Annotated in this window: 13 protein-coding genes and 2 pseudogenes; 10 read left to right on the top strand and 5 right to left on the bottom strand. The window is 30.5% G+C overall.

Annotated elements, in window-relative coordinates; all coding sequences use genetic code 11:
• Positions 1-827: 827 nt before the first annotated feature.
• From WQ54_RS19280 to WQ54_RS34820, 3 genes and pseudogenes are all read left to right on the top strand, one after another.
• Positions 828-1,256, top strand: a complete 429-nt coding sequence (locus WQ54_RS19280; protein WP_046586450.1) for a DoxX family protein — start codon at positions 828-830, stop codon at positions 1,254-1,256.
• A 112-nt stretch (positions 1,257-1,368) separates the two neighbouring features.
• A complete protein-coding gene (locus WQ54_RS19285; RefSeq protein WP_046586452.1) occupies positions 1,369-2,061 on the top strand; it encodes an FMN-dependent NADH-azoreductase in 693 nt (230 codons plus the stop codon).
• A gap of 406 nt (positions 2,062-2,467) precedes the next feature.
• Positions 2,468-2,584 (top strand): annotated as a pseudogene (locus tag WQ54_RS34820) (hypothetical protein); the annotation flags it as partial.
• Between the two features lie 782 nt (positions 2,585-3,366).
• Here WQ54_RS34820 and WQ54_RS19290 read toward each other — a convergent pair.
• On the bottom strand, positions 3,367-4,548 hold the full coding sequence (locus WQ54_RS19290) for a tyrosine-type recombinase/integrase (protein ID WP_052737875.1): 1,182 nt from the start codon (positions 4,546-4,548) through the stop codon (positions 3,367-3,369).
• Between the two features lie 476 nt (positions 4,549-5,024).
• Here WQ54_RS19290 and WQ54_RS19295 point away from each other — a divergent pair, with 476 nt between their 5' ends.
• The 4 genes and pseudogenes from WQ54_RS19295 (at position 5,025) to WQ54_RS19315 (ending at position 9,324) form a co-directional block, all read left to right on the top strand.
• Positions 5,025-6,017 (top strand): helix-turn-helix domain-containing protein, encoded by a 993-nt coding sequence (locus tag WQ54_RS19295; RefSeq protein ID WP_046586454.1) that lies wholly within the window; start codon positions 5,025-5,027, stop codon positions 6,015-6,017.
• Positions 5,992-6,345, top strand: coding sequence for a hypothetical protein (locus WQ54_RS19300; protein WP_046586456.1), 354 nt, complete (start codon positions 5,992-5,994; stop codon positions 6,343-6,345). The genes WQ54_RS19295 and WQ54_RS19300 overlap by 26 nt, the downstream gene beginning before the upstream one ends.
• 310 nt (positions 6,346-6,655) lie before the next feature.
• Positions 6,656-7,625: pseudogene (locus tag WQ54_RS19305) on the top strand (tyrosine-type recombinase/integrase).
• 868 nt (positions 7,626-8,493) lie between these two features.
• A complete protein-coding gene (locus WQ54_RS19315; protein ID WP_046586461.1) occupies positions 8,494-9,324 on the top strand; it encodes an HNH endonuclease in 831 nt (276 codons plus the stop codon).
• A gap of 52 nt (positions 9,325-9,376) precedes the next feature.
• On the opposite strand, the gene WQ54_RS19320 is transcribed toward WQ54_RS19315, so the two are convergent.
• The 3 genes from WQ54_RS19320 to WQ54_RS19330 form a co-directional block, all read right to left on the bottom strand.
• Positions 9,377-9,808, bottom strand: coding sequence for a hypothetical protein (locus WQ54_RS19320; protein WP_156178024.1), 432 nt, complete (start codon positions 9,806-9,808; stop codon positions 9,377-9,379).
• A gap of 346 nt (positions 9,809-10,154) precedes the next feature.
• A complete protein-coding gene (locus WQ54_RS19325) occupies positions 10,155-10,349 on the bottom strand; it encodes a hypothetical protein (RefSeq protein WP_046586464.1) in 195 nt (64 codons plus the stop codon).
• Between the two features lie 295 nt (positions 10,350-10,644).
• Positions 10,645-11,022, bottom strand: a complete 378-nt coding sequence (locus WQ54_RS19330; protein WP_046586466.1) for a hypothetical protein — start codon at positions 11,020-11,022, stop codon at positions 10,645-10,647.
• 140 nt (positions 11,023-11,162) lie between these two features.
• On the opposite strand from WQ54_RS19330, the gene WQ54_RS19335 reads away from it, so the two are divergent.
• Positions 11,163-11,660: a hypothetical protein gene (locus WQ54_RS19335; protein WP_046586468.1), complete on the top strand. Its 498-nt coding sequence runs from the start codon at positions 11,163-11,165 to the stop codon at positions 11,658-11,660.
• Positions 11,661-11,791: 131 nt separating this feature from the next.
• Here WQ54_RS19335 and WQ54_RS19340 read toward each other — a convergent pair whose 3' ends face one another.
• Entirely contained in the window at positions 11,792-12,001 is a 210-nt protein-coding gene (locus WQ54_RS19340) for a hypothetical protein (protein WP_156178025.1), read from the bottom strand.
• Positions 12,002-12,206: 205 nt separating this feature from the next.
• Between WQ54_RS19340 and WQ54_RS19345 the strand changes: the two genes are divergently transcribed.
• Both WQ54_RS19345 and WQ54_RS19350 read left to right on the top strand, forming a co-directional pair.
• Positions 12,207-12,956 (top strand): hypothetical protein, encoded by a 750-nt coding sequence (locus WQ54_RS19345; RefSeq protein ID WP_046586471.1) that lies wholly within the window; start codon positions 12,207-12,209, stop codon positions 12,954-12,956.
• A 16-nt stretch (positions 12,957-12,972) separates the two neighbouring features.
• Positions 12,973-13,290: a hypothetical protein gene (locus WQ54_RS19350; protein WP_046586473.1), complete on the top strand. Its 318-nt coding sequence runs from the start codon at positions 12,973-12,975 to the stop codon at positions 13,288-13,290.
• The last annotated feature ends 37 nt before the right edge of the window (positions 13,291-13,327 follow it).

Genomic DNA, 13,327 nt, shown 5'->3' on the forward strand with positions numbered 1-13,327 from the left:
TCTCATTATTGCTTTCCTTATCAACGCTTCATAGAAAGTAAGTCCTCCACGTTATCAGCTTACAACGTTGAATTATATCTATTATAGAATGAACTTAGGTGCTTCCTGTAAGCCTGTTAGCCGTTCATATGCCTGTAACACATCATGGACTTTCATAATTGTCATTCTTACTCATCCACTGCTAACCTCACATTAGGTGATATACACATTTCTATGTATTGCCAGTCTAGACCCGTACATTCAGAAGTTCGTCAGCTTAACCTTTTTACTTTAGGTTCTTTTGCATTCTCACCATATTCATTCAACTCAAGCATCATGATTTACACCACCCCCTCGGGTAGGCTTTCGTCAGCCGAACTGTTACGGTAAATTCTCACGCCTTTTCGCCGAGCTTATAACACTATTATTCTTACTAATTCAAGTGCTATTCGACTAAGAGAGAACCCTTCAGGGCGTTACCCCACCATTTGATTCTTCGATATAATCCTTCAGTTCCGGAAGGAACTGTCTAACCTTTACTTGGGTAATGTGACCATTCCCAATTTAAGCTAGAAACATTTCGCACAACAAACTGGCCCTATTTTTAAAGAAAACTAAACTGTTAAAACTAGTAAAAATTTTAAGTATAGTTGACAAAAGTAAGTACATGCATTAATATTTATCTCGAGTTAAAAATATATTAATTAATTATATTTTAATTAATTATATTTAAAATTGTGATAACTTGATAACTGGGAATAAGGTCACTAATCGACTTTAAAGTTAAAGATGCAGCGAGATGTTACCAGGAAATCAGGTTTCAATTTAATTTTTTGGAGGTTTGCATAATGGATTTAAGAAAAGAGGTAGGTGCACTTATTATACGTGTAATACTAGGTGTAATCTTTTTTATTCATGGTTTAGTTAAGTTCCAAGACGGTATCGACAATACTGTAGGATGGTTTAGTAGCATTGGCATACCAGGATTTTTTGCATATGGAGTTGCAACAATTGAATTAGTTGGCGGGTTGTTTTTAATTATTGGATTAGGAACAAAAGTAATTTCTCTTTTATTATCAATTCTTATGATTGGAGCAACACTTAAAGTAAAGCTTGCAATTGGATTCTTAGGTAATGGTCAAATGGCAGGTTACGAGTTAGATTTGGCATTGTTAGCAATGGCTTTATACCTTGTTTTTAATGGAAGTAAGTGGTTATCAGTATCTAAATTACTCTCTAAACAAGATAACCTTGATTTTATTCACAGAGCAGGTTAGTTTCTAACTTGACCCTGTTATTTAAGGTAAAAAACCCCAATTTAAGTACAGTTATGAATTTTAAAAAATTAATTTATTAGTAATGTTGATTAGAAAGGTTTGATGATAAGTAATGGGCTTTTTAAAAAATTTATTTAAAAATAAAGTAAAAAATACAAACTCAAAGGAGAATAAAGTAATGTCAAAAGTATTATTTATCAAGGCAAATGATCGTCCAGCAGACCAAGCAATTAGTTCAAAAATGTATGAAACATTTGTAAACACTTTTAAAGAAGCGAATCCAAATGCAGAAATTACTGAACTAGATCTTTTTAATCTTAATCTTCCATACTTCGGAAATACTGCTATTACTGGCGGATACAAACGTAGCCAGGGTTTAGAGTTAACAGATGAAGAAGCAAAAGTTGTAGATTTAGTTGAACAATACTTAAACCAATTTTTAGCTGCTGATAAAGTTGTTTTTGCTTTTCCATTGTGGAATTTCACTATTCCTGCTCCACTAGTAACCTATATTTCTTATATTTCTCAAGCAGGTAAAACATTCAAATATACAGAACAAGGTCCAGTTGGACTAGCCGGGGACAAAAAAGTTGCTGTTTTAAGTGCTCGTGGTTCAGATTACTCTTCTGAGCAAATGGCGTCTATGGAGATGGCTGTTAACTATGTAACAACCATTCTTGGTTTCTGGGGTATTACAAATCCTGAAACAGTTGTAATTGAAGGGCATAATCAATATAGCGATCTCTCACAAGAAATCATTGCAGATGGATTAGAGAAAGTTGCAAAACTTGCTGCAAAATTCTAATTGAATTAGAAAACTAGCATAGTTTTCATACTGTTTTAGCTTGTAGGCATGGTCAGGATACTATGCTCCTACAAGCTTTTTTTATCAAATAAAGTATCAAATTAGTAGCCTAATAAACTTTATTAAAAAATAAGGAGCTTATATTTTGACAAAAAAAAATGTTTATAATATTATTATCTCGTAAATGAGATATATAGATTCAAGATAATTTAATGCAGTTTATTTTAAAGTGAAAAATTAACTTGGAGGTGGGTGAAAGAGAAACTAACTTTTATATTTTTGAAAAGAAAAATTGTTAATATAGTACTAAACAACTTGCGATGAAGGCATTTCAAAACTAGAATGGTACCAACATAAATGTTAGTGAAAAAACAAAGGGGCTACTTTTTTTAGTATATTATCTTTAGTAAACCCTTTTGATCAACCAGGTGTTGAAGCATATAAGAAAAATATGTTTGCTTTACTTGGAAAACCTGGATTCGAGATGGAAAAAGAAGTATTACTTAACCGTTTATCTAAATAGTTTATAGAAAATATACTCTTATTGGAGCATAAATATGAAAAATGTAGCTCTAATAAGAGTATTAAAATAATTTCCTGATATTTATCCCTAATTAATTATGTTTAAATAAAAATATTTCAAACAGTAGACAAACCTCATTTCAAATCTTTGATTGAAATGGGGTTTTGTATTTATTCTCTATTTTCTTAGACTGGGCACTTTCGGTAAAATATAACACTCATAATATATATCGTATATGTATTCATATTTTTTCATAAAAAGATGTCGATGAGTGATGCATCTATACTTGTTAGCTATTTTACAGAACTGGCAGAAGTTAATACGGATAATAAAATAGCGAGAATCTTTGGTTTCTCGCCATTTATGTTGTTCATGCTCTTTGATGAAAATTTTTTTATGCTCTTGCTGAAGCTTTATGCTAAATCGTTTTAAACTATCATGAGAAAATTTAATTGCCCTCTAGCATCATCCACCTGAACATGTGAAACCCCTTTTTTACTATTATATTTTTGTTAGAAAATCGTAGGTATGTAAGTTGGTGAAAATGTGAGGAAATTAAGTAAAGATGGGTGGCGTGCTGTAATAAGGACATAGAAACCTTATTGAAGAAATAGTTAAGGCTTCTTCTCCTCATTTTGAAAAGTAGTCATGTAAATAATTTAACCAATTGCAATAACCACTCCCTATAAAAAATAAAGTGAGTGGCTTTTTTTTAAAAAAATTCTATAATCACAAATTAGTAAATAACCTAAGATGATATACTAATTTGAGGGCTTTCTTTTTCAAATAGAATTTACAAAGTCTGAATTATCCCATGAATGAGCAGCATTATTTTTTCTAGCTAATTTTCTTTCTAAATAAATCATTGTTGTGTCAATTTTCTTATGTCTGAGTGATTGGCTAATTCGCAGTATATCCGCTCCCTGTTCTGCAGAAATAATTGCAAAAGCATGTCTAAAATGATGAGGCGTGATAGGTGATTCTCTATGTTTAACAAACGGTATATCTGCTTTATTTATAATTCTAGTTAAATAATTTGATAAGTACTTATAATTGTATGGTTTATTTTTTGCTGTTGTAAATAACGGAGAATGATCAGATAACGAAACTTCAGTACTTAAACCTCTACGTTCCCTAAATGCCAGGATTGATTTCATAACATTATCATGAATCTTAACTTCACCCTCTTCATTACCTTTTCCAATCACCTTTAACCAAAATGTACCTTCATCATATATTAGATCAGATACCCTTGTACCACATAACTCCGAAACTCGAATTCCTGTCGTGGTTAAAACAGCTATTAAACAATAGACAATTGGATGATCTTTAAAATATTCTAATAATTGTTTTACCTCTGAGGAATTAAGATCCCTATTTGGTAAATCCCTTTTATGTACATTGCTGCTTAGCAATGATTCATAAAGGGGATTTTTTATATATCCAACATTATATAGAAACTTTAAAAATGCCCTTAAAATTACCGTTTTCCTTGCAATCGTAGTAACTGAGTAAGGTTTACTGCTTTTACCTAAAGGAACCTCTATTAACCATTCTTGATATTTCCTGATATTTCGTGAATTAAGTTCTTTAAGTAAAGACAAAGTAGTTACCTTTTGCTTATTAAAATCGTAAAGATAGCCTTGGAGACTAAATTGCTTTAAAAATAACAACAATTCTCTTATGTATTCTCGTTTTGTATTTTCAGAACGATTTTTCTTTTTATCTGTATCTTTTTCTTTATGAACGAAAAGATAAACCATTTCTAAATCATTGAACATTGAATAGTCGTTGTTACTATTAAGATCAATCAAGTCTATCATTTCACTATATAACTCATTGTTGATCATGATATTAGTCATTTTATCAACATTTTCAAGGTTCATGAGATTAGCATCATTATTTTCACTATCAGCTTTAATATTTCTATTATATAGATTATTCAAAGTAATAATACCTTTCAAAAGAGAACCTCCTTTGAATATATATTTATGTATCCATTTAAATATAACACTCTTTTAATGATCAATAAATTTAAAACAATCAGTAATAGGGGACTTATTAAGAAAATAACCTTAAAAATATAATTGAAGTAGAAAAATCCCCTATTTGTCTCTTCAACCTATAAGGTCATTTTTTTCATTATTTGAATCCAATCTATATAGATTTATAATTATTTACATTTCATATATACAAAATGTTAAAATGAAATTAGGATGCCTTTTAATAGTTAACAGTAAATTTATATATATTTATTAAGAAACTTCTAACATTCAATTCAATATTTTATTACTTCAAATAATGAATTGAATGGTAATATATATCATATGAGATTCTATAAAAATTTTTTCAATTATAACTCTAGGATAATAGATAGTTTTATAGATATTAGAAAGTATACGGGTTTCGGCGAAATTAAAAATAATGGGAGGTAATGACTATGTCTTTACATAATGAATTTTTAAAAACGAATGAAGTAGCTAATCTATTAAATGTTTCAGTTTCTACTATTTATAAATATGTAAAAGAAAATAAATTAACGCCAGTTTATAGGGATAAATGGAAGATAGATGAATCATTACTTTTCCGCCCAGAAGAGGTAGAGAAATTAAAAGATGAGTTCAAAAAGCCTGGTCTTACAACAGGAGAAGTTGCAACAATGTTAAATATTCACCCTACAACGGTAGCTTCATATATTGCTAAAGGGATACTCCCTGCTACAAAAAAATTATATAAAGGTAGGGAACTTTACTTTATAGAACAAGAAGATCTTGATAGATATCGAGAAAATCAAAAAACAAGAAAGAAGGATAAGAAACAATTTTATTTAAAGAAAAAAGGCTTTTTCTTATTTCAAGTCTTTACTAATGAAAGAACAAATGAAAAGGCTAGAATTATGGAGTTTGATGGACAGGATGGAAAGGCAATTACTGAGAATGGCAGAATCCTTTCTTTAACACAATTAAAAGAAGAAGGATTTAATAAAAAGCAAAAGCTAGTAGAAAAAAAATATATTACTAAGAGGGGATTTGCAGTTATAGAGCTGCCAAAACCCAACTATATTAATTCACCTGTTTTTAGTATTATTGAAACTTTTTATGACCATCTAGGTCCACAGAACATAAAAATTAGTAGTGAAAAAGAATCTATTTACATAGAGGTAAAGCCTGTATTTATTGAAGGATTTACTGAGGAGCTTTATCAAAAAGAGATAAGTATTATTGAAAAACATTTAATAGAAGGGAAGCTTGAAGTACGTCATAATGGGATTATTATTGATAGTGATTTAGAATCACTAATTCTCCACATTCCTTCTCATTTAAAGAAAAATATAGTCCAAAATGCAAAAAAACAAGGACTAACTATTGAGGAATATGCTACAAAGATATTAATTGAAGGTGTAAATTATGAAAAAAGAACTCAATATCTTTAACTGCGGAGTTAGATCAGACTCATCAGAAGCTTTTAATTCATCTATAGAAAGTCATATTTTGCTTACTAGTACTGAAAACAAGAGAAAATTGCTTAATGAAAGTATTGATAAATTTCCATTTAATCTCAATCAGAAAATTAAGGTAATTACACCTGATAACAATTCTTATGAATCAGAAGATTATTATTATATAATTGATTTTGCAGAAAAGGAAGGAACAATATCAAAAATATACTCAGGGGAAAAAATATCTTATTTGATTAAATTCAACAATGGTAGAGAAGGTATATTCTATCATGATGATTTGATTTTAATAAATGATATTTAAGACAAAGGAAAATTTAATATCCATTATTATAAATAATTATCACTTGGGTTATCTAAATACCTGAGAATAGCATGGTTTATCCTCGACACCATTAACCTTTTGCTTTTCCATTGTATCGGAATTTGTAAACTCGCACGACTCAAAATCGTGTTCCTTCGGGAGTATCGGTTCGACCCCGACCACTGGTATCTGAAAATGATGAATAATCGTTAAATTTAAAGGCTTTCTAACTATATGTTAGGAGGTCTTTTTTTGTTACCTTTTAAAAACGATCAAACGAAACAAAATCGTACGAGAAAGGTCGTGTAATATGACTAGGAGAAATAACGTTCTAACCGATTTAGATCATGAAAGAATGATAAGTTATTCAAAGTCTTATGTAACAAGTTTTGATGAAGCATTAAGGATATTCCTAAATGATTGTGAGTTAAGGAATTTAAGGGAACACACAATTAAATATTATCGGAGTGAGTTAGGTATTACTTATAAGTATCTAAGAGAACAGGAAGTAGATATAAATCCTTCAAGGATAACCAGTGAGCATATTAAATAGTGCATCATTAAGTATATGAGAAGAAAAGGATTAAAAGTAGTTACTATCAATACGCGTTTAAGAGCTGTACGAGCTTTCTTCAATTTTCTATATGATCAAGGTTATATACCAAACAATCCTGTTAAAAAATTAAAGCTCTTAAAAGATCAACGGACTATAATTAATACCTTTAGTAAGAAACAAATAAAAGAACTGTTCTCACAACCTGACCTTAGAACATTTACCGGATTTAGAGATTTTACTATTATGATGCTTCTACTTGATACAGGTATCAGGGCTAATGAGTTGATCCATACAGATATTACTGATATCAGTTTTGAGGATTCAAACTTAAAAATTAGGAGGGCGAAAGATAGAAGTCAACGCGTAGTTCCTTTATCAAGTGATATGAAGAAGCAATTAAAGAAATATATAGCTATCAGAGGTTTTTGTAGAAGAGGATGCTTTATTTTTAAACCTGGATAATAAGAGAATTACTAAACGCGCAATCCAACACATGTTAATAAAGTATGGAAAGAGTGCAGATATTGAGGATGTAGGATGTTCACCACATACTTTTAGGCATACTTTTGCAAAACTTTCAGTACAGAATGGGGCAGGTATTTTCGAATTACAACAAATTTTAGGTCACAGTTCATTCGAGATTGTGAAAGTCTATGTAAATCTATTTAGTAATGATGTTAAGGACAAGCACAGAGAATTTACACCTTTGAATTTACTGAAATAAGAGAGAGATAGGGGAGGTATCGTAGAGATTATATTATGTCATTGATTTTATTGTTTTTTAAAAAAAGAGAAACTTTAAGCTATTAAAATATAAAAAAGTAGAGTGTCCTAATCACTCTACCTCGATGATTGAATTTTATGCAAAATGAAAACAAAATACGAAACACACTTTAATCTCCTTTATTATAAATTAAAAAAAATAGAATTTCAAGGAGTTTAGTTTGTTATTGTCTTTTTTAGGTGTTTCGGTCGAGGTTGCCCAATAACTCGACTAAAAACAAAAACTGGTCAGGTTTTGACTTAGCCGATGCAGAAAATAAGTCTAGGATACAATATACAGTTCCCTATTGCTGTATGTATCTGAAGCGTGAAAGCTACGTTAGTGCTGTCGAAGGAAGGGTAGAGGTAGATATACCTGTAGGACAAGCCATAAGTACCGGAAGGGAACCTGTTAGGGCTACTTGACGCAGTAGGCTTGTTGAGAAGAATATTCTCGCGACAATAGGGTTGATAAACGGATACCACAAGCTGATATACAATTAAGGATCAAAGTCACCTATCTAGTTCACTTGATTTTTTATCTTGTGAATTAAGGTAGCGACTTTTCTAGCCGTTGTCCACAGTCTCAACCAATTAAGTAAAAACATCTAAAACAAGTCAAGATAAAATCACTATTATTGTGAATTTAAAATTATACAGTGAACAAAAAGCCTTTATCAAGAAGAGGGGAGAGTTGGTGAGCATATATTGAAAGCTCTACATAGTAACCTTCTCATGATTAAGTGACTAGTCATTAAAAGAAAAAATAGAAGACTAATGGGATTTTTATACTATAATTGAATTACATAGTATTGGGAGAGGATTGGAATATGAGCTTTCAACATGGATTAAAACCTTCAGATGTTTTGAAAAATAGAGAACTAATGGACATTTTTAAGATTGGAATTTCAGGTGGAATGAGAAAATCAACATACGCAAATGCATTAATTATTATTTCCGACCACACTAAATCTATCTACGATGATCGATGGGTTGGGGATGTTTTTCATTACACTGGAATGGGGCTTGAAGGTCCTCAAAGTTTAGATTACAAGCAAAATAAGACATTAAATAATTCAAATAGAGAAGGTACAACTACAACCTTGTATTTATTTGAAGTGTTCCAGAAAGGTCAATACATATATCAGGGGGAAGTTTATTTAGCAGATGAGCCCTACACAGAAACTCAACCTGATAAAAATGGAACACCTCGTAAAGTTTATGTGTTTCCTCTAAAGTTAATGGATGGACAAGAAAAAGTTCTTATTAGTAAAAATGCCGTAGAATCAAAGGAACAAATTCAGGAAAAGGAAGCTAAAAAACTTAATGATGATGAGTTAAAGAAAAGAACTTCATATGCTCCTAGTAAGCCTGGTTCCCGAAATGTAACAACGAATGGATATGAAAGGAATGCCTATGTTTCTGAATACGCAAAAAGAAGAGCAAATGGTATCTGCCAATTATGTGAAGAACCTGCGCCGTTCAAAACTAAAAAAGGTGATCCTTACCTAGAGACACATCATATTGTATGGTTGGCAAATGGTGGGGAAGATTCGATTGAAAATACAGTTGCTTTATGTGCTAACTGTCATAGAAAAATGCATTCTTTAAATTTAGAACAAGATGTACAAAAATTAAAGATAATAGCTGTTCAAGATTAGGGGGATGAAATTATCTAATAAAAAGAGAGAGTTTATTACCTCTCTCCTTTCTTTAGTACCCCTGTATATTTGCTCTCATTTCAGCTTCGTACTCTGCTTTCATTTCAGCTTCAATTTCTTGAAGATATTTCTCCTGTTCATATTTACACTCTTGTAGGTAATCTAATTTCCCATCAGCACCACTAAAGAAATGCTCCAATTCAGTCATTCTTTCTTTAAGGTTTACAATATCGATTCTTTCTTCATCTTTTAAAATAGGATTGTAGTCTTTGTCAATTGGATATCTAAATTTAAATGAGTTTTTGTCAAAACTATGATATTGCAATATATAACTATCGACAGCATTAATCATATCCTTTTCTTCTTGAGATTTGCTAGCATCAATTAATATAGGTTTTAATTTATCCCACATGAAAGCTAAATTGTGACTGGCCTGTTTAATGGCCTGTATTTTTTCTTGGATTGGTGCCTCTGAATACTCCAAATACAATGATTTTATCGAAAGTTCGATAAATTGTCTGTACAAAAATAAAATAGGGAAGATATAAGTGTCTAATATTGAAATCTTTCTAGATGCTAAAGCGAAGTTGACAAGTGTATCTGCTGACTCCTTATACCCCTTTATATAACCGTAAAATTGTGAATTTACATCTCCCTAACCAAAATGTGAGAATTCTAAATAGTTATTTGTAGATACAAATAATTTTTTACCTTTTTTCGGGAAATCTAATTCCATACTAATTCCTCCTTAATCTGTTGGAAAATCTTTGTTATTCAATGAAGATATTTATATAAAATTATTAAAAGCACCCCATAGGATGCCTTATGTATTAAAACTTTCTCTTTAATTCTTCTTGCTTGTTGTCAATTTCTTGCTGGGTTATTATACCCTTTCCCTTCAATACTTCAATAAGACTAACAAGCAATAATAACGCTTCATCTTGTTGTTTATTCTTAGTATCAAAAGAATCATATATCTTAGAAAATTCTTTTTTGATTAATGTAATCTCTTCGTTAACAATCATGTTATCACCTCACTTTCTACCTACTATATTCGACAAATAGATATATTTTCCTTTTATCTTTTAGATATAAAGTAGCATAAATTAATTGATGTTTTGCGCAACTTATCCGTAATTTGCTGAATAGTTGACTATCTTGAAATTCACGACAGTACAATTTGTAATTTCGTTAACTTTCTTCAATTTGATGATGGTTAACTAATTAACAAATTTTAAAAATCGGAGTAAGTAGATGTTATCCGCGATAAGTGTTAAGCGTGAGGTTATATAAAAAAAGCCCCTGGATAGGAGCTTCAACTTAAAACATCGGATCAAGTTTTGTGTAAAGATTTACATTCTTATTATTCACAACATCTTCGTATTTCTTAATGAAGTTAACAGTTTCGCCATATGCAGGTCTGCCACCGTGTTCTGTATAATCTTCGAGTTTATCTTCATTCTGTTCAGCAATCTTTTGTAGTAGCTGACCTTTGAAACCAAACTCTTCATATTGTCTTATAATTTCTCTTAATTCTTCGATACGAACCTTTGCAGGTAAACCTAAATGATATTGTGTACGTGAATCAGGAGGTTCGATTACATAATTATTAGTCGCGATAATCTCCCATCCTTGTTTCATAAGTTTGTCTACAGTATTATCATCTGAAGTAATTTCAACTTTAATATATTCTTTCATGTCCTCATCCCCCTTTTAATTAGTCAATTTAATTTTACAAGCTGTATTAGTAAATTGGAAGTATTTTCCTATAATTCGTATTACCTATTCACGGTCATAAAGTACTGATTAAAAATATTGCAAAAGGTCTAGTTAACTGGATGAGAAAGCATGAAGAAGATTATAACGGCAAGTGGAAGAAGTTAGGTTTCATAGCTAATATCAATAAAAACTTATATCACTTTCTCCAAGAAACAACTTTAAACATTGCTGATTTAAGAAGATTAGCTAAAGATCGAGATTATATGGAAACTCTTAGAGCTGAATTAGCTAATTTAAACGTTAAGATGGAAGGATCATATGGCAATTTTGATCTTTTTGACCTAGACAATTACGTAGAAGAGATCAAGGAAAAGGAACTTTCAGTTATTAATAAGTTTATCTATTATGTCAAACGTAACAAAGAAATTCAATTAAATATCTTTCAGCCTGTTGTAAATTATCACGGAACGCATGTTTCTAGTAAAGTTGACTTTGGAGTTTCAGAATTGAAATTTGCAGAGCTTTTAGAAAAATATCACGATATAATCCTAAAAAAAGGCATTGAAGTAAAAGCAGGATCTCTCACTGAATATAAAACTTATTACTACAATAAGTAATTTCAAAATAATATTTTGGAGTCGGTTAGAGTTCGTCTTAAAATAATTAATTATAGATTGGAGGGACTCCCTTCAAAAAGCGTCTCCTATTCGAACATTACCGATTCCAAAACATTTTAGAAGATTGGCAATTAATTTAGTTTGGAATTACTATTTATCTTCTTATTTAAATACTCTTCTTTGAAATGCTCCTTAATAATGTCATCCTTTAATGCTATTACCGGATAAGGATATTGTTCATTTATCCAATTAACAAATTGACGTTTTATGATATCCCTGATGTCTTCTTCTCCTTCTCTAACAAATTCACATTTCCAACTTTTATCAACTTTAATACTCAAAATTTCATCCCCTTCCTTATTGATATAAATCATACATAATCCTTTTTATAACCTTCAATATTAACTATTTTTTATATTTTTCTCATTTTAGTGATAATAGGGCTAAAAAAGAGTTCTTTATTTTTCTTTTTTTAAAGGATTTGTGTCATCCTATGTCGAATTAGATAAGCCGACATAAAAATGGGAATATTTCGGGGGTTTAAAAGTGGTAAAAGAGAAACAAGTTTTTAAGCAGAGGGCAATGGTGCCACTAAGAGATTTTATTTACTTATGTATAATCTTAATGATTGGAGTTGTAGCAGTTTTAGCTTTAATATTCGGGAGTTCTACTAGAGCAGGAGAAAATTTAAACTTCGCAGCAACATTAATATCAATTATATTGGCAGTATTAGCTATTGTGATAACTCTTATTGATGCAACTGGTCAAAAGGAGGGTATACGTCAATTTCAGGATGCTATTGACAATCTGGAGTCTTCTCTTGGTAATTTGAAGGGAATATTGGAGAACACAAGAGAACAATATAATGAGTCTTTATTGTTAAATAAAGACTTAGTGGATAGACTTTCTAAAGTTGATAAGTGGAAAGAAGATATTATTAATGAAATTAGATCATCAGCAGAAATAAGTAAAGGGCCGAATGAAGAAAGTAAAATTGACATTTCCGAGATTGAAAAAATTCTTAGAAATAAAGAATTAAATATTTTTAAACCTGAATCATTTGTAATTAATAATACGGAAAATTCAAGAAAGCGATTGGTTCCAGTAAAGAAAAGGTTAGAAAAATTAATATTAGACAACTACAATTTAAATCAGTGGGTAAAAATTGAAGAACTCCAACGAAAATCAGACCTACTTAAGTCAGTTATTGTAACCAATCTATTAAGTTTAGAAGAAGACGGTATAATTGAATTGGATCAAACAAAGGATTCATTCAAATTAATTGTACCTTTTTAAATAGGAGGAAAATAGAATGGGAACACCAAGATGTGATGAGTGTAATAAGCCACTGCCAAATTGGTCAGGAAATGTTATGGTTGATGGAACTACCTATCCGGATAACATAGATTTTATTATGATTTGGTGTAAAGAATGTACTGGATCATTGGATAGAAAAGGAGCTGGAAGACAATACCATAATTTATGGGAACTCTCATGGGTAAAACAGGGATATTTTGATTTAGAAAAAGATTTATTCGAGGAATTAACGGTTGGAAGAAGAAGATGGTCTCTAGATGCATTAAAACAGTTTAATCGACTTGGAAGACTTTTATACTTAGATGATAATTAATAAGCATCCTCATGGGTGCTTTTTTATTTTATAATAT

Origin of the sequence: Bacillus sp. SA1-12 (genome assembly GCF_000981385.1) — a bacterium.
Lineage (GTDB): Bacteria > Bacillota > Bacilli > Bacillales > Bacillaceae > Metabacillus.

Excerpts from the sequence above, each read along its gene's own strand:
- WQ54_RS19335 (WP_046586468.1), top strand. The coding sequence starts at position 11,163 with ATGAGAAAGCATGAAGAAGATTATAACGGCAAGTGGAAGAAGTTAGGT.
- WQ54_RS19295 (WP_046586454.1), top strand. The coding sequence starts at position 5,025 with ATGTCTTTACATAATGAATTTTTAAAAACGAATGAAGTAGCTAATCTA.
- WQ54_RS19350 (WP_046586473.1), top strand. The coding sequence starts at position 12,973 with ATGGGAACACCAAGATGTGATGAGTGTAATAAGCCACTGCCAAATTGG.
- WQ54_RS19315 (WP_046586461.1), top strand. The coding sequence starts at position 8,494 with ATGAGCTTTCAACATGGATTAAAACCTTCAGATGTTTTGAAAAATAGA.
- WQ54_RS19280 (WP_046586450.1), top strand. The coding sequence starts at position 828 with ATGGATTTAAGAAAAGAGGTAGGTGCACTTATTATACGTGTAATACTA.
- WQ54_RS19330 (WP_046586466.1), bottom strand. The coding sequence starts at position 11,022 with ATGAAAGAATATATTAAAGTTGAAATTACTTCAGATGATAATACTGTA.
- WQ54_RS19325 (WP_046586464.1), bottom strand. The coding sequence starts at position 10,349 with ATGATTGTTAACGAAGAGATTACATTAATCAAAAAAGAATTTTCTAAG.
- WQ54_RS19300 (WP_046586456.1), top strand. The coding sequence starts at position 5,992 with ATGAAAAAAGAACTCAATATCTTTAACTGCGGAGTTAGATCAGACTCA.
- WQ54_RS19285 (WP_046586452.1), top strand. The coding sequence starts at position 1,369 with ATGGGCTTTTTAAAAAATTTATTTAAAAATAAAGTAAAAAATACAAAC.